The organism is Sporosarcina sp. FSL K6-2383 (assembly GCF_038618305.1).
In the GTDB taxonomy this organism is placed as follows: Bacteria; Bacillota; Bacilli; order Bacillales_A; family Planococcaceae; genus Sporosarcina.
The window spans coordinates 3,031,933-3,056,817 of record NZ_CP152017.1 but is presented as its reverse complement, the minus strand read 5'-3'; the positions used below and the strand labels follow the sequence as shown (position 1 = coordinate 3,056,817).

The window sequence follows — 24,885 nt, the reverse complement described above, 5'->3', positions numbered from 1 at the left end:
GTAGGTGTCGAGATGAACACGGTTTTTTTTTCCTGTTCAGCGGGTGTTCAAACGAGGGCTGAACAAAGATAAGGCCTCCGGCGGATGTCACAGATTTTGAAAGGAGTTAATCGAGCAAGCTCGATTCAAAATCTGGACGCAATTACGCCGAGGCGTAATTGATTTTGGCAAAAGAAAAACGGCCGGCAATTTTACCGAACCGCGTTCTACTTCTTGTCTGAATCTTTCTCCGGAACTGGATCAAATCCACCTTCATGAAAAGGATGACATTTTGAAATACGACGAACCGCTAGCCATGAACCCCTCAGAGCTCCATGCTTATCGATAGCTTCAATCCCGTAATGTGAACAGGTTGGATAGAAGCGACATGATGGTGGCGTTAACGGTGAAATCGCTTTTTGATAAAATTTGATGATACCCATTAAGATTGTTTTCAAGTTCATAGCTCCCTATTCGTGCTGTTATGTTTATTCTACTGCCTTAAGTGGTAAATTAACAGGGAGATGAATTATAAGGAGAGGTTTTATCATGTCGAAAGAACTTATCAATGAGTTGAACATTCAAGTATCCTCATGGTCAGTGATGTATGCTAAATTGCATAATTATCACTGGTACGTCAAAGGCAATCAGTTTTTCACGTTGCATACAAAATTTGAAGAATTATATAACGAGGCGACGCTGCATATGGACGAAATTGCTGAACGAATTTTGACATTAGGTGGAGATCCTGTTGCTACACTGAAAGAACATCTGGAACAGTCTGTCGTGAAAGAAGCAAACGGGAAAGAGCAGTCCGAAGAAATGGTACAAACCATTGCCAATGACTATGGTGAAATGATGAAATCGTTGAAAAAAGGTATGGAGTTGGCCGGACAAACAGGCGACGATATGACGGAAGATATATTGAATGCAACATACCAAAGTATCGAGAAACATCAATGGATGCTCAATGCATTCCTTGGTGAGGGTAATAAATAATCGACTTTCCTTAAAAATATGTCTAATTTGCCGATATTAAGTTTGTGAAGGGAGTGATGGCAAATGGAAATGAATTCGATTATGGCGAGCCAACTTAGAAGTTTGCAATCGCTTGTACAAATGAGTGTTTTGAACAAGGCGCTCACAATGGAGACGAGTGCGGTGACGGAAATGCTAGAGGTTCTACCTGACCAGCCTGCCGCAGCTCATCCAACTAAAGGCACTTCGATTGACGTTACGGCGTAAATCGGCCACAGACATGCATCTCCCGTAAATGGGGTTGCATGTTTTTTAATTTTACTTAGTAGGAAAGTGATCCTACTAAGTGAAATTAAAGCCTCCGGCGGATGCCACAGATTTTCAGGGGAATTTATCGAGCTTGCTCGATAAAAATCTGGGCGCACATACGTATGAACGTATGTGATTGAGCCATCCTAAAAATAAAAAAGGATGGATTTGCATGGAGAAATATAAAATGTACGTATCAGTCGTTCATCAGCAGGTGTACCATTATCCCGATGATTCGCCATGGGAATATGAAGTGAATGTCACGGAAGAATATATTCCAGTATTCCATAGATTATTCCATCAAGTAGACCGATTGGAATTTCGCAACTTTTTAAGAGCGCATTTGCCATATATTCCGTATCACTATGATCAGGATAATCACGATATTGACACTCGGACGATGAAAATTTATGCGCTGATTCATGAGTTTACAGATGACAAGTCAAAGCAGTTTATTGAGAAGCTACCGTATTTTCGTTAAACTAAACGAAAGGACGTGATGGCGATGTTAACATTTAATGATATAAACGGTGGGCGTGTTGAGTTGACATTCGGGGATAATTATCTCGGCATGGAGGCTCGGCATGTGCTTGTCGTATTAAAATATAATGGGAAGTGGCTACTGACGCGGCATCGTGTTCGGGGTATTGAATTTCCAGGTGGCAAGGCAGAAGAAGGGGAATCTATCGGGCAAGCTGCTATTCGTGAAACGATAGAGGAGACGGGTGTTACGATTACAGATCTTGTAAAAGTCGCTGAATATGTCGTGTATAGTGATAGCACATTTTGTAAGGCGGTCTTTACGGGAAAAGTTACTGAGGTTGATGAACAGCCGACACTTCATGAAACGGAAGGCGCTTTATGGCTAACGAGTGAAGAATTGAATCAATGTACTAACTTGAGTTTTCATATGAAAGGGACGGGTATGGAAGCAATCAGAGAGTGGGTAGAAGAGCATGAAGCATGACGGCACAATTGTTCATCGAAGACCGTATCCCTCGCCAAATCCTCATATCGTACTTGAGGAGATTACGTATTGGTCGGGAGGCTTTCGAGTTAAAGGGCTGATGGCAGAGCCAATTGCTGAAGGGGATTATGAAGGGATTCTCTATTTGAGAGGCGGCATGCAGCATGTGGGGATGGTTCGTCCCGCGCGTATTGCACAGTTCGCGTCGCAAGGATTTGTAGTCTTTGCACCTTATTATCGTGGGAATCGTGGTGGTGAGGGGCGTGACGAATTTGCGGGAGCCGACCGTCAGGATGCAGTGAATGCGGTTGATGTATTGAAACAGCATCCAAAGACGAACGCAGAAAGAATTCACTTATTTGCCTTTTCCCGTGGCGGTATCATGGCATTGTGGACAGCCATTTTACGGGATGATATAACATCCGTCGTTACATGGGCGGGCGTGTCCGACATCGTTTTTACATATAAGGAACGCAAGGATATGCGACGCATGATGAAGCGGGTTATTGGTGGAACGCCAACGAGTATGCCAGATGCTTACCGTGAGCGTACGGCATTGTTCCATACTACTGACATTGATGCACCTGTCTTAATTATTCATGGTATGGAGGATAATAACGTATCCTTTCACCAGGCGTTGTTACTAGAAAACGCGCTTCGGCAACAGCACAAAATCTACGACACCTGGTATTTTCCGGAGTACACGCACTTCATCCCACCTGTGATGAATGCCCAGCTGGTTCGTGATTTATGTATGTGGATGAGGGGGCAAGAATAATGAAAAAATATGTGTACATTGCACCGCAAACGATTAGTACAAAAGAAAAGTCAGGATTTCCACAAGATGTTTCATTTTGGCAGCCACTATGGGCAAAGTTTTCAAGGAAAGCAACAACGATGGACATTCATTGTTGGGCGGTAGAAAGCGAAGTTCGGGTGCAACTAGGTGCACGTATGAAGGAACTCGGGCAAGTTCCTGGAACAGAGACAATCGCATTTCAAACAGAGCTTACAGAGGAAATAATTGACTGGATGTCTGTAGAATCATTTGATATACATGGTGGGCTAAAATGGTTTACGATTTTCCTATATGATGTATTAGGGGAACTAGTTTGTACAGTAGAACACTATGGGGGAGAAATCGTTTTTTACCCTCAAAGGGATGCAGAAATTGACGAAGTAAGAGCATTTTTTAAAGGTAATCTTATTTTTCATATATTATAAAGATAGAAAAACGGGATAACACAGTTGAATGTGTTATCCCATTGATTGATTATTATGAAATAGGTCCGCCCTTAAGAGAAATATCTTTAGAAACGGTACCGAATTTCTTAAAGTTTTCACGGAATAAATCCGCCAATTCATTTGCTTTTACATCATAAGCAGCACCATCAGTCCATGCGTTTCGTGGGTTCAAGACTTCTGCTGGAACCCCTTCGATAGCGTTAGGCATTTCAAGGCCGAATACATCGTTTGTCGTTGTTTCAACATCGTTTAATTGTCCTGCAAGTGCAGCACATACCATTGCGCGTGTGTGTTTCAGATCCATACGTTTACCGACTCCGTATACGCCACCAGTCCATCCAGTGTTGACAAGGAATACTTGTGCGCCATGCTCATCGATTTTCTTACCAAGCATTTCTGCGTAAACCGTTGCAGGAAGCGGTAAGAATGGTGAGCCGAAGCATGTCGAGAAGGTAGCTTCAGGTGACGTAATGCCACGCTCCGTTCCCGCAAGCTTCGATGTGAAACCGCTTAGGAAGTGGTACATGGCCTGTTCTTTTGTCAATTTCGAAATCGGAGGCAACACGCCAAATGCGTCTGCAGTTAAGAAAACAATTGTTTTCGGATGACCTGCGACAGAAGGATCGACGATGTTATCGATTGCTTGAATTGGGTATGCCGCCCGTGTGTTTTCAGTTAATGAACCATCATTATAATCAGGAATACGTGTGTCTGGATCGACAACAACGTTTTCTAAAACGGAACCGAAACGGATGGCTCCAAAGATTTCAGGTTCTTTTTCTTGTGATAAATTAATGCATTTTGCATAACATCCGCCTTCCATATTGAATACACCATTGTCAGACCAGCCATGCTCATCATCACCGATTAGTTTGCGGTCTGCAGATGCGGAAAGCGTTGTTTTACCTGTGCCAGACAGCCCAAAGAACAAGGCGACATCTCCATCTTCACCAACGTTAGCTGAACAGTGCATAGGGAGTATGTCACTTTCTGGAAGCAGGTGGTTCATAATAGAAAAAATTGATTTTTTCATTTCACCAGCATATTCAGTTCCACCAATTAAGACGATTCGTTTTTCCATTGAAACAATGATGAATGTCTCTGAATTCGTACCATCAACTGCAGGGTTTGCTTTAAAGGTAGGAGCGGATAGAATCGTGAATTGCGCCTCATGATTGTTCAATTCCTCTGCTGATGGACGAATGAATAAGTTATGAACGAACAGATTATGCCATGCGAACTCATTGACGACTTGAATAGCTAGGCGTGAGGCCGGGTCAGCCCCTGCAAATCCTTTGAAAACGAATAGCTCATCATTGACTTTTAAGTGGTTAATGACTTTATTATATAATGAATCAAAAATTTCAGAAGAAATCGGGCGGTTTACGTTGCCCCAATCAATTTTGTCTTTTGTAGATGCTTCTTCAACGATGTATTTATCTTTAGGGGAGCGACCCGTATACTTGCCAGTTTGTGCCGTGATCGCGCCATCGGCAGTCAATTGCGCTTCTCCACGTGCTGTTGCCTTTTCAACAAGCTGTGGAACAGAAAGTTGAATTTTTACGTTTTTACCTGAAAGAAGATCTTTAAGCTTGTCGCTCATTTTCGCTGATATCATAGTCATCTACCATCCTTTTGATATAGACCCATTCAGTGGGTGACATCTTATTTTTAATTAGTATAACACATTAAGAATAATAGTCTATACTAATTCAAACTGCAACTAATTATATGCAAAACATCAAAATTAATTGACATAAATCGATAATTTCCGTAACATGGATAGATGAACGGATACTCTTATCCCGAGCTGGTGGAGGGGTCAGGCCCTATGAAACCCGGCAACCTGCAATGACCATGTTGTCTGCGCGAAGGTGCCAAACCTGTAGCAAGGTATTTATCTGGATACAGATAGATATTTTGGATGATAAGAGTGAAAGGTGCTTTCGAAATTATGCCCTTCACTTATGTAGTTAATACTGAGTGATGGGCTTTTTATATGAAATTGCCCTTTATCCTCGTGTATAGAGCTCGCAGTGGCTTGTAGTTCCTTTCCCTATAGGAATTGGGACTCTACATGGGACATATGAGTACCGTATCAATCTCGTAGGATATAGGAGGAACCAACATGACAAATCGTCGACTATTTACATCAGAATCAGTAACAGAAGGACATCCTGACAAAATGTGTGACCAAATTTCGGATGCTATTTTAGATGCAATTTTAGCAGAAGATCCAAATGCGCGTGTCGCATGTGAAACAACGATTACGACTGGGCTTGTCCTAGTGGCAGGGGAAATTACGACAACGACTTATGTGGATATCCCAAAAGTAGTGCGTGAAACAGTGAAGGAAATTGGTTACACACGTGCGAAATATGGTTTTGATTGGGAAACATCAGCAGTCCTTACGGCGATCGACGAACAATCAGCTGACATCGCTGCGGGCGTTGACCAAGCACTGGAAGCGCGCGAAGGGTCTATGACAGACGAGGAACTTGAAGCAATCGGTGCAGGTGACCAAGGTTTGATGTTCGGTTACGCTTGTAATGAAACACCAGAATTAATGCCACTCCCAATTAGTCTATCGCATAAACTATCACGTCGTCTTGCACAAGTGCGTAAAGATGAGACGCTAGATTACTTACGCCCTGATGGGAAAACGCAAGTGACAGTTGAGTATGATGAACAGAATAACCCAGTTCGAATCGATACAATTGTCATTTCAACGCAACACCATCCAGAAGTGACGCTTGAGCAAATTCAACATGACATAAAAGAAGTTGTCATTGACGCGGTAGTCCCAGCGGAATTGATTGACGACAATACGAAATACTTCATTAACCCAACAGGCCGTTTTGTCATTGGTGGACCACAAGGAGATGCGGGTCTAACAGGCCGTAAAATCATCGTGGACACATACGGTGGATACGCACGTCATGGTGGCGGCGCGTTCTCTGGAAAAGATGCAACAAAAGTGGACCGTTCTGCTTCGTATGCCGCTCGTTATGTGGCGAAAAACATCGTCGCAGCAGGCCTTGCAGATCGTTGTGAAGTCCAACTTGCTTACGCAATCGGCGTAGCGCAACCTGTATCGATTTCGATTGATACATTCGGAACAGGCACAGTAGCAGAAAGCAAATTGGTAGAGCTTGTACGCGGATTATTCGATCTTCGTCCAGCCGGCATCATCAAAATGCTCGACCTACGTCGTCCAATTTATAAACAAACAGCTGCATATGGTCACTTCGGCCGTACAGACATTGAATTACCATGGGAGCAAACAGATAGAGCTGCTGCTTTGAAGGAACAAGCGGCGCAGTAATTGTAAAGAAAAAAGCACAGTTAGCGGGGACGAACCCGTTTGCTGTGCCTTTTTTTATAGATAGGAAAAAATCATTTCAATAAATTAGCTACGGTCCTAAGGAATTATTGAACTATATCCTTCCCTTAGGGATGTCAATCACCATAACCTAGGCTACTTTATGGAAGGCGCCTATGCCTGATTTATAAAGTTATTCATATGTTCATCCTATAAAGGGGACAGAAGTCATCACTTCTTCAGGTAGATAAATCGTAAGTTGCAAACCATCATTTGCCGCAAACTGGATGGTACCATCCAAACCTTTAACCCTCTCTTTAATCCCAATAAGTCCACTGAACTGTAAGGAGCGATGCTCTAGTTGGCTAACGTCCAGACCTATTCCATTATCAGAGTAAAATAAGTGTATATGATTATTTTCATGCGTTAATAACAGCGTGACTGCTGTAGCTTGTGAATGTTTCATCGCATTTGTCAGTAGCTCCTGGGTAATGCGGTAGAGTGCAATGACAGACTCCTCTTGTAACAACTGATTATCGAAGTCTTTATAAGTGAATTGAACATGGAAATTCGCCTGCAAATGAATTCTTTTAATCAGTTGCTCAATTGCTTGAATGAGCCCGAACTCCATTAAAAAGGGAGGTGATAATTGATTGCATGTTTCCCGTGTCGTATGAATGCAATCGAGCACTTTTTCACGTACTGCATAAATTTCTGTGTGTACATTATTAGATAAATCTTCCTTGAGAACACTTTCTAATCCTCTGTTAATAACTATTAACTCTTGCAAAACTACGTCATGTAAATCACCAGCTAAGCGAACTCTTTCTTTTTCCGTATAAGAAAATAAAAAGTTGGATAACCACTTTGAAGAATAAGCATCATTCTCTTTTAAATGATGTAGCTCTTGGATGACATTGTCAATCGTATACTGGTTCGTCAATAGGACATGACTATAACTTGCAAGTGTTTCTAACCAAGTTTGTTCAACTGGATTTAAACTCGTTCGGTTATTCTTATCGCTACAAAACAGATAGAATGAAGTATCTTGATTTTCATGGATCAATAAACAAAATCCACGCTTCAGAAAAATAATGGAACCTATCGAGGAATGTTTACTTACTAATAGCTCTGTGAAAGGTTCAACGAGCATAAAGGAATTTGGATCATCCATATGAATGGCTTTGGATGTTTTATTTAACTCGAAATGGTGTATGGTCTTAATTTCAGGAATAACTTTGTGGATTTCATCTGTAATGGTTTCTATTAATTGTAAGTAAGATGAATCATTTCTAGCCCTTTTAAAGTAATGTTGTAGTTGTTGTTGAAAGTTTGAATTTGACTGACTGAATCTCGATGTACTTTTGAAAAACATCGGGTTTTTAAGCGTGAAAATGAGTAAACAAATGCCTGATACATAGACTGAATTTAGTATCTTCTGATCTAAAGAAGTGGCAGTTGTGATGATAAAGAAAAGAAACCCTGCCAATATTGAAAATAAAAAATCTTTTTTTAACCAGTGTAAGAGGAAATCAATATCAATTATGTGTTCCTTACGAATCAAATAAAGGATTGTAAATGGTAAAATAAGAAAGAACATCAGTGTGATCTCAGGATTAATAACTGAAAAACCAAATACTAAGTCAAGAAGGACATACAAAAAAAGAAATGGAGAAAAAGAAAGGAAAATTCCAACTAGCAGTACTTTAATAGTTGGGCTTGATGCTGACTGTCTATTATTATAATAGGTCATAGTTAACATGCTAATAATAACAATGACTGTCACAAGAAAGAACAAGAGCAATACATTGTCGATAAATGAGTAATAGACATTTGAGAGCTCATGTGTCGCAGCAGCTCCAGTCAAACATAAGGAAATAACATAAAACCAGCGGATACGCCATTTGAAAATTTGTTTTATTCGTAGACTTGTAAATAAACCAGTAAGGAGATGCAATAAAATCACGGGAGATAAAACAAGAGAAAAGGATATGATAATCCTTGCTAATAAATCTCCCCTGGAGGAAGCACCTGCGCCTACATAACCCAATCCAAATACCAAAAGAAAATAGGATAATAATACAGTGAGATTGTTTTTATCTCTATGCCTAGTGATGATAAAACTTAAAACAAGGCAGATAATAAATACAATGCTTGGGAAAAATAAGTAACTCATATTTTCTTTAAATGAATAGTGTTGTGTCAATACTTCCGTCTGAATTTCTGTACCATGTTTAAATTCAACCTTTTTTACTTGCTCAATCTTCGTATATTTTTTAAAGGTGAAATGGTCTTCTGGTCTTTCGCCATTGATTTTTAAGATGACATCATTTTTCCTAATTCCTGCTTCAAATCCAGCTCCATTTTTATCAACATTTGTAACGATAAATTCCCCTTGATCATTCATGTTCACTTTTGTGTGGAAGTAAGGAAAGTTAGCTGAGATGTAAATGAAATAAATAGCTAACAGTAGAGAAAAAAACATTGGAAATATCTTAGTATAGAAATACTTGGTTGATAATTGCAAAGGAATTTATTTCCAAAATACAGGTTCACTTGTGACTTCTGCAGTAAGAACATCAACCAATGCTTTTCTATCCACATCATTTTCTAATCCAACAAAACAAATTTTTTCATTTAAAAATAATGGAATCAGAGTGGGATTTTGGGTAAGGTATTGAATGATTTTAGACATAGTATGGTAATCTCCTTTTTAATTGGTTTTGAATAAATGTGTAAGTTTTTCTTTGTACATATTATCAATGGGAAGAGAGTGTAGTTGGTCTAATGCAGCTAACTGATGTTTACGCAAAATGACTTGTGCATACATCATCGAACCTGAGTCAAATAGTATTTCTTTGACTAATTCTTTTTTCGTTTGAAGCTCATCGAATGATACTGTTTCTTTATAATAATATAGAATATCTGATTCTATATTATTATCGAATAAGTAAAGGATAGGAAGTGATTTTTTTCGTAAAAACCAATCACTTTTTTCAACGGATAAAATATCATTCAAATCATTTTTTATTTGTTCTGCAATGCCTAATTGTATACAGTAGTTTTCAACGATATCATGATACTGTTCTGTTGCTAAACTCGTTCCAATCAAACTAGCCATCGCAACAAGGGAGCCTGCTTTTTGAGCAGTGATATGCAGATATTGTTCTTCTGTTTCAATACTATTTAAAATATCACCATGCTGACCGTTAATGGACATAAGATTTAAACGGTCAAAATATTTCCAACCATCATTCGGAAATTGAATTTCATGCATTATTTTTGAACTTAATTGCAATAAACCTAGTGCTAGATTCAATGTTAAAGCGGTATCCCATGTACTCCATGGGGTACCAAAACTATCATCATCTTGTAAATCATCAAAAAGATCGAATGACAATATGAGTAATTCCACTGCAGCAGCAGCCTGTCCAATAGCAGAGGAAGTGCCACCAAACATTTCGTGGTGTAGCAGGGTAAGCTCCCCAAATAAAAAACCTTCTTGTTTCTTATGCCTAATGGATTGGATGGCCATGTCATTTAAGTTACTTTGATGAAAATGGTTATGGACTTCTTGAATCATTCGTTCTTTGATGTTGTAATCAGATAAGATAACCCTCTCCTTCACTTCGTGGTAATTATACTTGCAGGAAATTATAACCACTAAATATGGTATAATTTTCATTATATAATACATTTTAAATAATGGAAGCAAATAAAAGTATTTATACTAGGAGATGTGAGATGGAAAGGATTTTAATCGTAGACGATCATATAGCAGTGGCGGCAGGAACAAAGCTAATGTTGGAGAAAGAAAAAAATTTTCAAGTGGAAACCGCAAATAGTGGAGATGATGCTCTAGACCTTATAAAGAAAGCGAGTTTTGATATATACATATTTGACTTGAAGATGCCAGAAATGAATGGTCATGATTTGGCTAAGAGAGTGATTGAACTAGATCCTCTAGCCAAAATAATCATTTATACAGGGTATGAGCTCGAAGAATATTTCAATTCTTTAATTGAAACGGGTATAGTAGGTTTTCTCAGTAAAACAGATTCAGAAGAACAGATGATGAAGACAATACGAGGTTTGTTAGAGAATGATGCGGTCATTCCAATTCACCTTCTTCAACAACTAAGAAAAGGGAATAATCTTTTTCAGACGATGCAAATGAAGACAAATCTTTTAACTGAAAAAGAATGGAACATTCTTGAACAAGTAGCGCACGGAAAAACAAATATAGAAATAGCTGATGCGATGTTTCAGAGCCCTAGAACGATAGAATATCATTTATCAAGTGTGTTTAAAAAGTTAGAGGTAGATTCAAGAACAGCAGCCGTTGTAAAGGCAAGGGAATTGAACAGTATTAGCATAGACTGAGTATCATTCATTGTTGTATTTGCGAAAAATATTGCGGAACCGCGCAACGAAAATTGCGGAGTTCCGCAATTTTTTTTGCTGATTATTGCGGGAAACTTGCGGTGTGCAATTTGAAGGCTTGTGTTAAGGTTATTTGTAAGCAGCTGCTATGATGTATTAGGAATTTATATTTGTCCTCATACTGGTTTGATGGCCATCAAGATTAGCAAACGCTCAAAAAGTGTCTTAAACTTCATTTTCGTTTTTTACGTATGACAAGAACGGGAAGGAATATCAAGTACGCCTTAGAATCACTGGGCTTAAATCACTATATTTAGGTGCGAAAGTTGAGTTATGCAGGAGTTGTCATAATAAAAAACGGGAGGAAAAAAACATGAAAAAATTATTAGGAACTTTAGTAATTATCTTGTCCTTTTCCTTAACGACAAGTACGCTGGCAAGCACGCTGGAAGTTACAGATAATCTAAAAGATACTAAACGTCAAGATGAGTATAAGTATACTCCACCTACAAAAGAGCAAAAAGAAATTGAATTAATTGTTATTGAAGCAGACATGGAAGCAAGAGATGAAGCATACATTGAATTAGCATCTATGTATCGTACATTAAACGGCGGTTATCTCGAAGACACAGTAGAATTCAAAGATACTATTCAAGCGAAAATAGATGAAAAGATCGAAAAGTACGGCATTAAACGGGTAAGTGAAAATGAATCAGATTTGGGAATTAGCCCAATGGCATCACCTCCTGTAAGCGAGATAGCTATTAATAAACCTGTCATTTATCAATCTTCACAGGGATATTTTATTCAAGGGAGTGCCACTTGGAAAAAAGATAGTTGGGGTGAACCTTACTGGTTGAAACATAGACCGACATTTGCAGCAGCAGCTGTGGGTGGAGATGATGGACTTGGGATATATTTCTCGAATTCTACCAATATTGATATAAGTACTTCTTCTTTTTACACTGCTGATAACTACAACAAAGGATATAACTCTAATTTATATCCTGAAAAAAGTCAGCCTCAAGGGGTTTATTATAAAGCTCAAGACTATATATATGGTACTATAGCATATGAATATACTTGGGATAAAGCATATATAACAGTTTGGCCACAGTTTTTAGGCAGGGTCAACACACAGGCACGTACACATTGGACACATACATGGTCAACTGCAAAAATAACAGGTGTTGGCATTACTAATTCCGGATTTAATGTTGGTATCTCCGGTATCTCAAATTCATATGATGGAGCATCAATTCAAGGCGTAAATATAATCTATTAATAATATAAGTCCGGTATTTAGAAAAGATATGACAACTCAAAATTAGAATCCTAATTCAATACCGATTAGGATTCTTTAATTATTATTTTTAAAAAAAGGATAAGGCGGTGTTTATATGAGAGTGAGAAATTTAAGGAATGTTATATTGATTATTTTTATTTTATTTTTACTTTATTTTATATACACACAATCAAACAAGAGTCAGGTTTTATTCACGGAAGAGGACATTAACCCCAATAATATTGCTCATATAGAAATTCTTGATATTCTCACTAATGAAAACGTAGTGATTGATGATACGGTTGGTATTGAAAAGATTTCCTCTTTCTTGATAAAATTAAAATCTAACAAAACTAGTGCAGATGAAGTTATAGATAAGCCTCTCTATTATATTTATATCATCAATAATGGAAAACACGCGAATAATCCTATAGGTGTCTCTAAAGATTCCATCATGTATAAAGGTAATAAGAAGAAAATGTCTACTGAAGAATCATCATTTATAATTCAGTTTTTAGATGATGAAATTCGTAATTAACCGTTCGAAAGAATGTGTACATAAATAGACATCCACGTAAGGGCAAGAACGGAATCCCTCTTACGATCCACATTGAAAGGCTTTCACTTTCACATCAAAGGTATACTGCCACATCGCACAGTCATCTCTAGATAAATCTATTGACTTCTGAGGATCAGAAATTCTGCCCTGATGGGTGATCCAACACCAGCTCGTTGATGACAGATTTATTGCCGAAAACCGCGATTTTATGGGCACACTTTCTTCCTTACAGGGTAAGCGTCAAACCGGTTCTTTCCAGCCTTAGTTGAATTTACGAGATTCAAGCAATAATAGTTTATTTCGTAGAAGTTCAAAACTGTTTCTGCCATACATGATACGTTTGATGGTTTTTAATTTATTTGCGCTGCCTTCAGCTAATCCGTTGTTATAGGGGAGCATCGCAGCCTATGTGATCCATGTATGTAACAACTTTTTATCTCCCGATTGGAGAATCTCTTTGAAACGCCAAACCAAGTGAATTAATGTACCGACTAGTGGATATTTCTCAACAACATTTTCTACTTGTTGGAGGGAAATTGCTTTCACTTTATTTAGTGGCTTGTAGAGTAATTTTACAAGCCATTTTCTTTCCACTATTTCGGTTGACCCTTTAAATATGGCGACCACAGTCACTCATTCAATCGTGAAAACTCGAACAAATATGTTTGTTTAGATTAACGTGTTTGTTTGAGTGACTGTTACATTTTTAGTCAAAAGTTAGAGGTGGATTCAAGAACAGCAGCCGTCGTAAAGGCAAGAGAATGGAATAATAGTAGCAAAGACTAAATAACATTCATCGTTGTATTTGGGGAAAACATTGCGGAAACCCGCAACGAAAATTGCGGATATCCGCAATGCTTTTTGCAAATTATTGCGGGAATTTTGCGGTTTCTAATCCGTATTTCTATGTTAATCTTATAGGTGAGTGCTCATCAAAAGTAGAAATACAAGGCTTAACACGTAGGTAGGTCACAAAATTTAAACCAAACACGCCACTGTGTCGAATGGTTTATGAATTTGGAAGAGAAGGTTAATTGAAATACACTTACTATTTAAGGGGGAATAATAATTCAAGAAAGTTCTTAAGACGGTACTATTGATTGTATGGCTATCTGCCACTATGGCAGCAGTATTAACTCAAAGCACTCAATCGTCGATAATTGGAAACATCAGTAACATTAATCTAGTAAGCTATACGATGGATGAGATGATACTACAATAAAGATAAAACAATGAGGTATCATGACGTCTTAAAAAAATATTAATTTTTTACTGCTTCTGGCTACATTTTGCGTAATTTTCGGTTTGCTTGCAAACGTGCCAAAAATAATGCATTAATTCCTATCGCATTATTTTTGGCACTGCTGATTTTGTATTTAGGAATATATCAATCAAAATATATGAGTCGCCTGTATCTGTCTAATACCTTGAGATGAGATGCTAGTCACTCGTACAATCGTCAAAATTTAAACAAACATATTTGTTTGAATTAATGCGATTGTTTGAGTGACATCTTTTTTTAAAGAATTAATTGGACCTCTAAATTGACGAAGTAGGATTATAGTATTCATTTGTCCTACAAACGAAACTATTCTTAATTATCTTTCGTAGAGTAAATACAACCTTTACGAAAGATAATAAGGAGGCGATCTTAAGTGGATAAAATCATACGTGCTGTTTTGACTTTAATGGTAGCTATGGTTTTTGCTTCAATACTATTTACTACAACAGATAGTAAAATTATTATAAGTATTGGTATTTTCCTAGGCATTTTCATTTCCACATTTGTCTTTTACTATAAAAAAACAAAGCTGACTACATTAAATAGTATAGGTTGGATTTTTGTTATTGTATTAGGATTAGGCCATGTCTATTATCCAGAACAATTTTCAAGTGTTACAAGTGGTTTAGGTGGTTTGATTTGTATAGTTATTGGTATGTCACTAATCATGTATAAACCTAAGACTATATCTGAATTATGAGTTGGCCACAGAAAGAGAGCTTAAAATAAGAAGGTGATTTAATGACGAGTATTGGCTTACTTGGGTTAATTTTAATATTAAGTGTTGTAGTATTCATCGTGCTAATTGCTTTAGTCGTTTTATTAATTATCAAAAAGTAAGAGCCATCCAATCACGGACGGCTCTTTTGTCATTTCTGCAACCCTTTATAATACTGCCCTTTTTCAGCATACTCACGGACAATACGTTCCATATCCTTGCGATCCTCGTCGTTTAGTTCACGCACGACTTTAACGGGGGAACCGAATGCCAGTGAATTCGCCGGAATTTTCTTACCTGGTGGAACTAAACTACCCGCTCCGATGAATGCTCCTTCTCCGATTTCCGCTCCGTCTAAAACAATAGAACCCATGCCAATCAATGCACCTTTTTTGACAGTGCAGCTATGTAGCGTTACTTGGTGACCAATGGTGACTTCATCTTCTAGAATGAGTGGGAATTGTGGACTTTGATGAAGGCAGCATAGATCTTGAATATTGACCTTGCGTCCGATAATTGTGGGTGAGACGTCACCGCGAATGACTGTATTGAACCAAATGGTCGATTCTGGACCAATTGTGACATCTCCTGTGATCGTTGTATAATCTGCGATGAAAACGGATGGATCGATAACTGGTTTTTTATCATGAAATGGGTAAATCATAGTGTTCTCCTCTTTTCTCTCTATCGTGTATAATTATCTTAACAAAGATTATGTTTATGTTCATTCATCAGGTTTTCAAATGCCTGATGAATGAACATAAAGTCTTCGACGTACAGGAAGTACTAGTGCCGACAATGCCACAGGACGTGGCGTTTTTGTCGGCCGGCGGATGTCACAAATTTTGAAAGGAGTTAATTGTGCCTTGCATAATTCAAAATTTGGACGTAATTACGCCAAGGCGTAATTTATTGAATAGATAAGGAGATGATGTCCATGTGGAAATGGGAGGCGGAGGGGCAGCCGAAAGCTGTCGTAGCCATTGTCCATAATGCGTATGAACATCATAGTCGGTACGCATGGCTTATACAAAAATTTAGAAGTGCTGGTTTTCATGTTGTGACAGGCGATTTGCCTGGGCATGGGGCTGAAGGGAAAAGGATTCATGATGAATCCTTTGATGCTTATGTCACTTATGTGAAGAAGTTAGTTGAAGTTGGGTTGGATGATAGTTTGCCGTTATTCGTCATGGGGCATGGACTTGGTGCGACGATTGTGATGCGCATGATTCAAGCAAAGAAAATTGAGTGTGCTGGATTTATATTCAGTTCTCCTTGGTTAGCGCTTAAGCATCAGCCACCGAAGTTTTCGACGGTGTTGTCAAAATTGACTTCGTCTATGAAAATCAATCATGACATTAGCATTGAATTGCTGACGCGTAACTATGACTTATATGTAGAGGCTCATCAGGATCGACACTATAACTCCGTTGCGAGAGCTAGCTGGTATAAGGATTTGCAAACCTTTATGAAAGCTGTGGCACAGTATGAGGGGACGATTCATAATGTGCCAATACTTGTCCATATCGCAGGGAGCGATAAAATAGCTGATTCTTCACAGACGAAGAAGTGGTTGATTCACCAAAATCTTTCCGAGTTTCAATATAAAGAATGGAAGCATCTCTATCATGATGTATTTCAGGAGCCTGAACGCGAGGAAGTTTATCTCTATACAGAGGCATTTATGAATAATGTGTTGAGATCACTTGGCTATATCGTCTAGGAAAAGCCGAGGCAAGGCTTTTTTATGGATTAAATTAAGGAGTGTTTCATTTGACGACAATTGGATTTGTGCGACATGGTGTTACAGCTTGGAATAAAGAAGGACGAGCACAGGGGAGTTCAGATATTCCTCTTGATGAAGAAGGGATTGAAATGGCGGAGCATGTGGCGAAAAGGATTGTTGGGGAGCAATGGGATGTTATTTATACGAGTCCTTTAATCCGTGCGAAAAAGACGGCGGAAATTATTGCGGAGGGTAAGCCCGCTATTAAACTACTAGAGGACAATCGACTGCGTGAATTCGGTGGTGGTCAAATTGAAGGAACGACGGAAGTGGAACGGCTTGAAAAATGGGGTCCAACATGGAGAGAGATGGAGCTTGGTGTTGAACCAAATGAGGACATTATTTCGCGGGGAATGGCATTTGTTGAAGATATGAAAGTGACTCATGCGGGGCAGCGTGTACTCGTTGTCAGTCATGGAGGATTCATCAAACGATTGGTCGGTGCACTTGTGCCAGGTGAGAAGCTAGGAGAAAAGATGGATAATACATCGCTCACGGTTGTTGAGCTACGCGATGATGAAAATATGTGCAGTTTATATAATTGTACAAAGCATTTAGTCCTGACGAATAGAATTTGATTCACATAAAGAAACTGTTATGCAGACGAACAACAACGGGCTATTCGTGAAGTGACATAAGCTGCAGATACATTGTCAGAGCTGAGTGATCATTTGCATACAGCAATTAGTCAGTTCAAATTATAACTTCATGAATAGAGAAGTGCCTTCGTGAAATCGGAGGCACTTTTTTTGAGGGAACCTTTTTAGAAGAGCAGGAGTCATAGGGATGAGAATAGAATACAGTATGTATAGAAAATAATAGACGTAGTATGAACGGGGGAACTGATTTGAAGGAAAAAAGCAAACGTGAACTGATTTCATGGATACAATCGCTAGCCGTTGCGTTTGTTATCGCCATTGTAATTCGTCAATTTCTATTTACACCGGTTATCGTATCGGGACAATCAATGGAGCCAACCTTTGAAAATGCAAATAAAATCGTCATTTCAAAAATTCATAAAATCAATCGTTTTGACATGATTGTTTTCCACGCACCGAACTCTGAGGAAGATTTCATCAAAAGAGTCATTGGACTGCCAGGGGATGTCGTTGTCATGAAGGATGACAAGCTGTCCATTAATGGCGTGGAATATGAGGAGGATTATATTCAAGCGAATAAAGAAAAGGTGTTCGAAGGACAGAAGCTTACACAGGATTTTACAGTTGAAGTGCCAGAAGGTCATTTATATGTCTTGGGGGATAATAGAAGACATAGCACAGATAGTCGGGAGCTTGGTGTCATTGATGAGAAGTCTGTCGTTGGTGCTGTGACATTTAAGTTTTATCCGCTACGCGATATCGGGATTCCGAAATGATGGAAAAACGTTCTTTACTTATTGGTATTGATGGCCTTGGTGGATCTGGGAAAACGACATACGCACTGGATTTGCAATGCCAGCTGAAAGACGCAATTGTCATTCATCTGGATGATTTTATTCATACACGCGCGATTCGCTATAATGATCAGTTTGAAGAATGGTATTGTTATTACTATGTGCAATGGCGCTATGATTATTTGATTGAAAAACTGTTAGAGCCTGTGTGTAGTGGGTTAGCTGTGTATGACACTATCGAGTTATATGATAAGCCAGCGGATAGTTATCGAAAGCAGACATTTGATATACCGATTGGCACAACGGTAATTGTTGAAGGGATTTTTCTACAACGTCCTGAGTTAAGGGCGTACTTCGATAAGGTTATTTATCTTGAAACAGATCGGGAGATGAGGATGGCGCGCGCTTTGGATAGGGATGGTTATATTGGAGGCAGCGAGGATATTATTCGTCATTATGAGCAGCGATATTTTCCGGCAGAGGATATGTATGTGGAGCAATGCAATCCGTTAGTGTTGGCGGATGCAGTGGAGAATGGACGGAAGGGGAGAGTACTGTGACATTTCCAACATTACTAACAACGCGATTGCGTTTAACTGAAGCACAAGTGGAGCACGCGCCAGCGATTTTTGAAATTTTATCGAATCCCGAAGTGGTGAGGTATTATGGGATGGATCCATTCCAAGAGCTGGCACAGGCTGAAAATATTGTACAGCATTTTAAGAACAATTTTGATATAAAAAAAGGCATGCGTTGGGCGATTATCAATAATCAATCGAATCGATTTGTTGGCACGATTGGATTGAATAATTTGGCTATCGGTATGAAAAAAGCTGAAGTCGGATTTGAAATACATCCTGATTTCTGGAGAAGTGGCATAACATCTGAAGCATTGCAAGCGGTTTTGGACTATGCGTTTGAAGAGCTAGACCTTCAACGAATCGGAGCTGTTACATTTCCAGCAAATGAGGCATCTATAGGGCTTTTGAAGAAGCAAGGATTTATGGAAGAAGGCAAGTTGCGAAGTTATCTGTTCCAGAATGGACAATCTCATGATGCGCTGGTGTTTTCGTTGTTGCGTGAGGAATGGCATATAAAATAATCAGGAACCCCTACAAGCGTTAATGTAGAGGTTTTTTTATGCTTGGAATCGGTGATAACGAGCACCAAGACGGTGATAAATAGCTATCAACTCTACAAATGAGCGTTCGTATGGTAAATTAAGAGCAGTGTGATGTAGAAGGAGTTACAAAATGATGACCGATTTTTTCGAACGAAAAAAGCAACAATTGAATATAGAGTTGAATGATGTACAAAAGCAAGCGGTGCTGCAAACGGAAGGACCGCTGCTATTGTTGGCTTGTCCCGGGTCGGGGAAAACGACGACGATGATTATGCGAATTGGTTATTTAATTGAAGAAAAGAATGTGGATCCGAAACGTATTAAGGCCATAACTTTTAGCCGGGCATCTGCGCGTGATATGACGGAGCGATTTAGCCGGTTTTTTCCTGATAAAGAGCCAATTGATTTTTCTACGATTCATAGTTTGGCATTTACGATTGCGCGTAGTTATTTGACAGCAATTGGTACCACTTTCGAATTGATTGAAGGTGGTGGAAAAGGGCGACAGTCGGTGAATAAGGCTTTTCTGTTGAAAGGAATTTATAAAGAAGTGTTGAAAGAGGATTGTACGGATGATGAGTTGTCCTCTTTGTCAACGTTTATTAGCTCCATTAAAAACAGTATGATTCCGCTTGAACAATGGGAGGATTTAAAAGGGCCAGTCGAAAAGGCGGGGCGTATGGCGTACAAATATGAGCAATATAAATCACAGACACAGGGACATTTATTACTCGATTTTGACGATATGCTGACGATTGCAGAACAAGGGCTACGACAAGATGAGCAGTTAGCTGAGCGCTTTCGCAATCTCTATGATTATTTATTGACAGATGAAAGCCAGGATACGTCGCTTGTTCAGCACAGGATTGTGGAACATTTGGTGGCGCATCATGGCAATCTTTGTGTTGTCGCGGACGATGATCAGTCCATATACACATGGCGAGGTGCGGAGCCGGATTATTTGTTAGATTTTAAGAAAGTCTATCCGGATGCAAAGGTGCTAATGATGGAACGGAATTATCGTTCATCCAAAGAAATTGTTGAGTTGACCTCAAAGTTTATCAAGCGGAACGAGAAGCGTTATCCGAAGGACATGCATACGAAAAATGAGGCAAAGGAGCCCATTTATATACGGAAGCTGGATGATCCGAAGCGCCAGCTTGAATATGTGACGTATGAATTGCTGGGGGAAAGTAACTTGAACGAGATTGCAATTCTATTTCGTAATAACTCCTCATCGACGTTGTATGTCAATGAATTGCATCGGCGGGGCATTCCTTTTTATATGAAAGACGCAGATGACAAGTTTTTCACCCACTGGATTGTAGAGGATATTTTGAATTTTATGCGACTGAGTTTTAATATGGAACGCAAAGATATTTTTACTAAAATCGTGATGAAAATGAATTTATTTATCTCACGAAGTATGCTGACGATATTTGAAAATACCGGGACAACGGGGAATGTTTTTGATGCTCTTATTCAAACGGTTGATTTGAAAGAAAGCCAAGTGAAGAAGCTGAAGGATTACAAAAAGGGCTATGCTGTCATTCCTGATATGCGCCCGGAGCGGGTGATTCAGCTGATTCGCAATGATTTCGGCTACGAGGCGGCATTGAAAAGTAGGGCGGAAAAGTTTGGCTATCGTTTTGATCATTTGTTAGGTATTCTCGATACACTCGAGGGGATTGCATCTCAGTTACGGACAATGGTAGAATTTGCGAATCAATTGAAAGAGCTCGAACAGGCTGTGCAACAAGCAAAGTTTCAGCCAGTTGAAAATGCGGTGACATTATCGACGTTTCACAGTGCGAAAGGGCTCGAATTTCGACGTGTTTTCATGATAGATTTAGTAAAGGGTATCATTCCATCAGAGGAAGATGAGGGAAATACAGCGACGTTGGAAGAAGCCCGTCGACTCTTTTACGTAGGCATGACACGTGCGAAGGAACGTCTTGAGTTGCTGTCATATGGTCAGGACGAAGGGAAAGCGAAAGAGGATTCTAGATTTTTGAATGAAGTGCGGGGACTGCTGTTGAAGCCGAGCAAAGTGGGGAATGAGCCTACGTCAGTGAAAGCGTCGAAGGCATCGATTCCAGTGAATCCAAATGGTATTAACGACAGGGATGAACTCATTATTGGAGTTGCAGTTAAGCATCGTGTGTTTGGACTTGGTGAGATTGTTGCGCGTGATGGCAATGAGCTAATCATTCAATTTGCAGATATGGAAAAACGACTCGACTTAGAGACAGTCCTTTCTCTTCGAATACTTGAAAAGGTGACGCTATGAAGCATATTCTATGGATTGGTTTAGCGGGATCTTTAGGTGCAGTCACGCGGATAGTAGTAGGGCAATTTATCCACAGCGAATCGGGATTTCCGATAGCGACACTTGTGGTTAATCTTGTAGGAACGTTTGCGTTGTGTTTTATTGTTGCAGGGACTCTGCGTAAAATTAGTGCCAATCGACAACTGTATGATGCAGTGACGACGGGCTTTTTAGGTTCATTCACAACATTTTCTGCATTAAGTATGGAAACCGTGTTGATGGTAGAAAATGGACAACTTGCGATGGCTATGTTGTACGTTGTCCTTAGTATAATCGGGGGACTTGCAGCTGGGATATTCGGGTTTTATCTCGGTGATAGGAAGGTGCGGGTATGACTTTTCTCGAAATGGTTATGGTGGGCACAGGCGGATTTCTTGGCGCTGTTATTCGGTATGGTCTGGCGAAAAAGAAGAATCATTCTGCCGGCATTCCTAGTGGTACATTGGCTGTCAATCTAATCGGTGCATTGTTGATTGGTCTCGTATTTGGGCTGGAATTATCAAGAGGTTTAACATTATTGTTAGCATCAGGTCTTGCAGGTGCACTCACGACATTTTCTACGTTAAATAAAGAGCTGATTGAGTTGTGGAGTAATGGTGAAAAGAATCATGCTGTCCGTTACTTACTGTTGACCTATGGCGGCGGGCTGGTACTCGCAACAATCGGCTATGTAATCGTATAGTATTTAATTAAAAAAGGATGAATAAAATGGCTAAAAAAGCTAAGAAAAATAATATAATAAAATCAATAGCGATAGTTATTGTCGTTGCAATTGCTGCTATTTATTTCCCTGAATTATTTGCAGAAGAGGAAGAAATGCCAAGTCGATCTGGTTTGATTCCAGTAGAGCTGGTGAAAACGATTGACGGCGATACGATTAAAATCAAGTATGAGGGCAAGGAGCAAAATGTTCGTTATTTGCTGATTGATACGCCTGAAACGAATCATGCTCAGCTTGGCAAGCAGCCTTTCGGTCAGCAAGCGAAGGAGCGAAATATGGAGCTGATGAATAGCGGAAAGCTCGAAATTGAATTTGATATTGGTGAACGGGTCGATAAGTATGGAAGATTACTAGCATATATTTATATTGACGGTGTGAGCATTCAAGAGAAGTTATTGGAAGAAGGATTGGCCCGAGTAGGCTACGTCTATCCACCGAATACGCGTCATCTCGATGCGTTTGAAAAAGCGCAGGAAAAGGCGAAAAAAGCGGGTATTGGTATTTGGACACTGGAGGATTATGTGACGGAGCGTGGCTTTGATAGTCAGACGTATCCGGAGGGAAAATAGAAATTCGCGTCACTTTTTATTGAAAAAGTGCATGTTTTCAGACTGAATAAAAAACTTGACTTCCTTTATAGACATGGTAAGATTCAAATCAATTAACTTTTACGTGCCGGCAGGATGTCGCGCATTTAGACTGTTTACCGCTATTCAAAAGTTGAAAAAATTATAAATCTATGAGAGATGGTACAGTAGTCAGATTGTGAGCAGCAACAAGAGACTGAATGGCAGGTGTGAATTCAGGCAGCAATCATGATGAAGTACGCCATCGGTTTTTCTCAATTTGGCATGAAGTGGATGGTCGATCTAGCATCGATTCATCAATTAGGGTGGTAACGCGGAGAACTCCTTCGTCCCTTTCCAAGGGATGGTAGGGGTTTTTTGTATTTGTTTGGGCCTACAGGAAGTAGGTCATGCAGTCGTTGCCACAGGACGTGGCGCTTTTAGACTGCGTTCCATTGTTCGCAATCATTGAGGAGGAATTTCACCATGTTTAAAATAAAGGCAGTTATTTCGCCAACATTGGTAGAGGCAATTGTATTAGTAACGACAATAATAATTATGATCAGTGTTAGTCTTGTTAAATTTGATGCAGTTCCACATTTACCAATTTTGTTTTCGATTTTGTTATTAATTTGTTATGGTCTTATTAAAAAAGTTTCATACAGCAGGATTGAGAGAGGTTTAGTTGAAGGTGCAGGGGCAGGGATGAGTGCTGTTTTCTTGTTTTTCTTCATAGGTATGCTGGTGAGTAGTTGGATTATGGCTGGGACGATTCCGACGCTGATTTACTCAGGTTTTAATTTGATTACACCGTCCTTTTTCTTTGCTGTTGTGTTTGTGGTGACAGCGATTGTTGGAATTTCAATCGGTAGTTCATTGACAACGGTGGCGACGGTTGGTGTTGCGTTTATCGGAATGGCAAGTGTACTCGATTTATCGTTAGCGATAACAGCTGGAGCCATTGTGTCAGGAGCCTTTTTTGGCGATAAAATGTCGCCGTTGTCTGATACGACCAATTTGGCATCTTCGATTGTTGGTGTCGATTTGTTTGAGCATATTCGCAACATGGGGTGGACGACGATACCAGCGTTTGTTCTGTCATTAATATTCTTCGGCATTTTGTCACCAAGCGTTAAAGTGGCGGAAGTCGATAAAATCAACTCGTTCCAGGATGGGTTATTGGCGACAGGGATGATCCACTGGTACACGATTTTACCGCTTGTTTTGCTGTTTGTGTTAACGATTCTGAAAGTACCTGCATTGATGACATTGGCGCTGAGCTCGGCTAGTGCGGTCGCAATTTCTTATTTTCATCATAGTTATGGTGCTTCCGAAGTGTTTAGTATTTTATTCAACGGATTCGTGTCAACGACCGGCATTGAAGAAATTGATGCATTGCTGACGCGTGGTGGTATGGAAAGTATGATGTTTACGATTGGTTTAGTGCTACTTGCGCTAAGTATGGGCGGATTATTATTTAAACTTGGTATTGTGCAATGCTTGTTGGCGATGGTTGAGGGGCTATTGAAGAAAGTGTCCTCGGTTATTGCGGCATCTGCGTTAACGGCGATTAGTATAAATGTGCTAATTGGCGAGCAGTACTTGTCGATTTTATTGACAGGGCAGGCTTTTCAGTCGCAGTATGAAAAAGTAGGACTGACGGGGAAAAACTTGAGTCGGGTGATGGAAGATGCGGGTACGGTTGTGAATCCATTAGTGCCGTGGAGCGTGTGTGGAATTTTTATCACGGGTATGTTGGGCGTTTCGACGATGGAGTATTTACCGTTTGCATTCTTCTGTCTGCTGTCACCAATTTTGACGGTGTTGTTCGGATTTTTAGGGAAGACGTTGACGTATACGGATGGAGAATCGGTGGAGCGCTGAGTTAGTAGGTGAAATGAAGGCGAGGCTTCCCCGTCAGTCTTGATATGACGGGGAAG

The 24,885-nt window shown here is 39.6% G+C and carries 28 protein-coding genes and 1 riboswitch; of the genes, 21 read left to right on the top strand and 7 right to left on the bottom strand.

Annotated elements, in window-relative coordinates; genetic code table 11:
• Positions 1-206 precede the first annotated feature (206 nt).
• On the bottom strand, positions 207-437 hold the full coding sequence (yidD, locus tag MKZ10_RS15295) for a membrane protein insertion efficiency factor YidD (protein WP_342505801.1): 231 nt from the start codon (positions 435-437) through the stop codon (positions 207-209).
• Positions 438-528: 91 nt separating this feature from the next.
• Here yidD and MKZ10_RS15290 point away from each other — a divergent pair, with 91 nt between their 5' ends.
• The 6 genes from MKZ10_RS15290 (at position 529) to MKZ10_RS15265 (ending at position 3,457) form a co-directional block, all read left to right on the top strand.
• Complete coding sequence (locus tag MKZ10_RS15290; RefSeq protein WP_342505800.1) at positions 529-978, top strand: Dps family protein; 450 nt, start codon at positions 529-531, stop codon at positions 976-978.
• 63 nt (positions 979-1,041) lie between these two features.
• A complete protein-coding gene (locus MKZ10_RS15285; protein WP_342505799.1) occupies positions 1,042-1,224 on the top strand; it encodes a putative motility protein in 183 nt (60 codons plus the stop codon).
• Positions 1,225-1,438: 214 nt separating this feature from the next.
• A complete protein-coding gene (locus MKZ10_RS15280; RefSeq protein ID WP_342505798.1) occupies positions 1,439-1,747 on the top strand; it encodes a transposase in 309 nt (102 codons plus the stop codon).
• A gap of 24 nt (positions 1,748-1,771) precedes the next feature.
• The gene (locus MKZ10_RS15275) at positions 1,772-2,233 is read left to right on the top strand and encodes an NUDIX domain-containing protein (RefSeq protein ID WP_342505797.1); all 462 of its coding nucleotides are present in this window, start codon (positions 1,772-1,774) and stop codon (positions 2,231-2,233) included.
• Positions 2,223-3,011, top strand: a complete 789-nt coding sequence (locus MKZ10_RS15270) for a prolyl oligopeptidase family serine peptidase (protein ID WP_342505796.1) — start codon at positions 2,223-2,225, stop codon at positions 3,009-3,011. The genes MKZ10_RS15275 and MKZ10_RS15270 overlap by 11 nt, the downstream gene beginning before the upstream one ends.
• Complete coding sequence (locus MKZ10_RS15265; RefSeq protein WP_342505795.1) at positions 3,011-3,457, top strand: hypothetical protein; 447 nt, start codon at positions 3,011-3,013, stop codon at positions 3,455-3,457. Before MKZ10_RS15270 ends, MKZ10_RS15265 begins: the two co-directional genes overlap by 1 nt.
• A 52-nt stretch (positions 3,458-3,509) precedes the next feature.
• On the opposite strand, the gene pckA is transcribed toward MKZ10_RS15265, so the two are convergent.
• Positions 3,510-5,096, bottom strand: coding sequence for a phosphoenolpyruvate carboxykinase (ATP) (pckA, locus tag MKZ10_RS15260; protein ID WP_342510238.1), 1,587 nt, complete (start codon positions 5,094-5,096; stop codon positions 3,510-3,512).
• A 179-nt stretch (positions 5,097-5,275) separates the two neighbouring features.
• Positions 5,276-5,412: riboswitch (SAM riboswitch) on the top strand.
• A gap of 194 nt (positions 5,413-5,606) precedes the next feature.
• On the opposite strand from pckA, the gene metK reads away from it, so the two are divergent.
• A complete protein-coding gene (gene metK, locus MKZ10_RS15255) occupies positions 5,607-6,803 on the top strand; it encodes a methionine adenosyltransferase (RefSeq protein ID WP_342505794.1) in 1,197 nt (398 codons plus the stop codon).
• 202 nt (positions 6,804-7,005) lie between these two features.
• Here the strand turns inward: metK and MKZ10_RS15250 are convergent, their stop codons facing one another.
• The 3 genes from MKZ10_RS15250 to MKZ10_RS15240 form a co-directional block, all read right to left on the bottom strand.
• Complete coding sequence (locus MKZ10_RS15250; RefSeq protein WP_342505793.1) at positions 7,006-9,207, bottom strand: ATP-binding protein; 2,202 nt, start codon at positions 9,205-9,207, stop codon at positions 7,006-7,008.
• 126 nt (positions 9,208-9,333) lie between these two features.
• Entirely contained in the window at positions 9,334-9,495 is a 162-nt protein-coding gene (gene comX / locus MKZ10_RS15245; protein ID WP_342505792.1) for a competence pheromone ComX, read from the bottom strand.
• Positions 9,496-9,513: 18 nt separating this feature from the next.
• On the bottom strand, positions 9,514-10,485 hold the full coding sequence (locus MKZ10_RS15240; RefSeq protein WP_342505791.1) for a class 1 isoprenoid biosynthesis enzyme: 972 nt from the start codon (positions 10,483-10,485) through the stop codon (positions 9,514-9,516).
• A gap of 59 nt (positions 10,486-10,544) precedes the next feature.
• Between MKZ10_RS15240 and MKZ10_RS15235 the strand changes: the two genes are divergently transcribed.
• The 3 genes from MKZ10_RS15235 to MKZ10_RS15225 all read left to right on the top strand — a co-directional run bounded on the left by MKZ10_RS15235 (position 10,545) and on the right by MKZ10_RS15225 (position 13,006).
• Complete coding sequence (locus tag MKZ10_RS15235) at positions 10,545-11,183, top strand: response regulator transcription factor (RefSeq protein WP_342505790.1); 639 nt, start codon at positions 10,545-10,547, stop codon at positions 11,181-11,183.
• A 373-nt stretch (positions 11,184-11,556) separates the two neighbouring features.
• On the top strand, positions 11,557-12,468 hold the full coding sequence (locus MKZ10_RS15230; RefSeq protein ID WP_342505789.1) for a hypothetical protein: 912 nt from the start codon (positions 11,557-11,559) through the stop codon (positions 12,466-12,468).
• Positions 12,469-12,583: 115 nt separating this feature from the next.
• A complete protein-coding gene (locus MKZ10_RS15225) occupies positions 12,584-13,006 on the top strand; it encodes a hypothetical protein (RefSeq protein ID WP_342505788.1) in 423 nt (140 codons plus the stop codon).
• 426 nt (positions 13,007-13,432) lie between these two features.
• Here the strand turns inward: MKZ10_RS15225 and MKZ10_RS15220 are convergent, their stop codons facing one another.
• Positions 13,433-13,621, bottom strand: coding sequence for a hypothetical protein (locus tag MKZ10_RS15220; RefSeq protein ID WP_342505787.1), 189 nt, complete (start codon positions 13,619-13,621; stop codon positions 13,433-13,435).
• A 1,061-nt stretch (positions 13,622-14,682) separates the two neighbouring features.
• On the opposite strand from MKZ10_RS15220, the gene MKZ10_RS15215 reads away from it, so the two are divergent.
• The gene (locus MKZ10_RS15215; protein ID WP_342505786.1) at positions 14,683-15,009 is read left to right on the top strand and encodes a hypothetical protein; all 327 of its coding nucleotides are present in this window, start codon (positions 14,683-14,685) and stop codon (positions 15,007-15,009) included.
• Positions 15,010-15,178: 169 nt separating this feature from the next.
• Here the strand turns inward: MKZ10_RS15215 and MKZ10_RS15210 are convergent, their stop codons facing one another.
• The gene (locus tag MKZ10_RS15210; RefSeq protein WP_342505785.1) at positions 15,179-15,691 is read right to left on the bottom strand and encodes a gamma carbonic anhydrase family protein; all 513 of its coding nucleotides are present in this window, start codon (positions 15,689-15,691) and stop codon (positions 15,179-15,181) included.
• A gap of 273 nt (positions 15,692-15,964) precedes the next feature.
• Between MKZ10_RS15210 and MKZ10_RS15205 the strand changes: the two genes are divergently transcribed.
• The 10 genes from MKZ10_RS15205 to nhaC all read left to right on the top strand — a co-directional run bounded on the left by MKZ10_RS15205 (position 15,965) and on the right by nhaC (position 24,829).
• Positions 15,965-16,750, top strand: coding sequence for an alpha/beta hydrolase (locus MKZ10_RS15205; protein ID WP_342505784.1), 786 nt, complete (start codon positions 15,965-15,967; stop codon positions 16,748-16,750).
• A 41-nt stretch (positions 16,751-16,791) separates the two neighbouring features.
• Positions 16,792-17,391, top strand: coding sequence for a histidine phosphatase family protein (locus tag MKZ10_RS15200; protein ID WP_342505783.1), 600 nt, complete (start codon positions 16,792-16,794; stop codon positions 17,389-17,391).
• A gap of 269 nt (positions 17,392-17,660) precedes the next feature.
• Positions 17,661-18,188: a signal peptidase I gene (lepB, locus tag MKZ10_RS15195; protein WP_342505782.1), complete on the top strand. Its 528-nt coding sequence runs from the start codon at positions 17,661-17,663 to the stop codon at positions 18,186-18,188.
• On the top strand, positions 18,185-18,766 hold the full coding sequence (locus MKZ10_RS15190; protein ID WP_342505781.1) for a uridine kinase: 582 nt from the start codon (positions 18,185-18,187) through the stop codon (positions 18,764-18,766). The genes lepB and MKZ10_RS15190 overlap by 4 nt, the downstream gene beginning before the upstream one ends.
• Complete coding sequence (locus tag MKZ10_RS15185; RefSeq protein ID WP_342505780.1) at positions 18,763-19,308, top strand: GNAT family N-acetyltransferase; 546 nt, start codon at positions 18,763-18,765, stop codon at positions 19,306-19,308. Before MKZ10_RS15190 ends, MKZ10_RS15185 begins: the two co-directional genes overlap by 4 nt.
• 151 nt (positions 19,309-19,459) lie before the next feature.
• Positions 19,460-21,619, top strand: a complete 2,160-nt coding sequence (locus MKZ10_RS15180; protein ID WP_342505779.1) for an ATP-dependent helicase — start codon at positions 19,460-19,462, stop codon at positions 21,617-21,619.
• Entirely contained in the window at positions 21,616-21,993 is a 378-nt protein-coding gene (locus MKZ10_RS15175) for a CrcB family protein (RefSeq protein ID WP_342505778.1), read from the top strand. Before MKZ10_RS15180 ends, MKZ10_RS15175 begins: the two co-directional genes overlap by 4 nt.
• Positions 21,990-22,340 carry a CrcB family protein gene (locus tag MKZ10_RS15170; protein WP_342505777.1) on the top strand — a complete coding sequence of 117 codons (351 nt, stop codon included), beginning with the start codon at positions 21,990-21,992 and terminating at the stop codon, positions 22,338-22,340. Before MKZ10_RS15175 ends, MKZ10_RS15170 begins: the two co-directional genes overlap by 4 nt.
• 26 nt (positions 22,341-22,366) lie before the next feature.
• The gene (locus MKZ10_RS15165; RefSeq protein WP_342505776.1) at positions 22,367-22,948 is read left to right on the top strand and encodes a thermonuclease family protein; all 582 of its coding nucleotides are present in this window, start codon (positions 22,367-22,369) and stop codon (positions 22,946-22,948) included.
• A 483-nt stretch (positions 22,949-23,431) separates the two neighbouring features.
• Positions 23,432-24,829 carry a Na+/H+ antiporter NhaC gene (gene nhaC, locus MKZ10_RS15160; protein WP_342505775.1) on the top strand — a complete coding sequence of 466 codons (1,398 nt, stop codon included), beginning with the start codon at positions 23,432-23,434 and terminating at the stop codon, positions 24,827-24,829.
• The last annotated feature ends 56 nt before the right edge of the window (positions 24,830-24,885 follow it).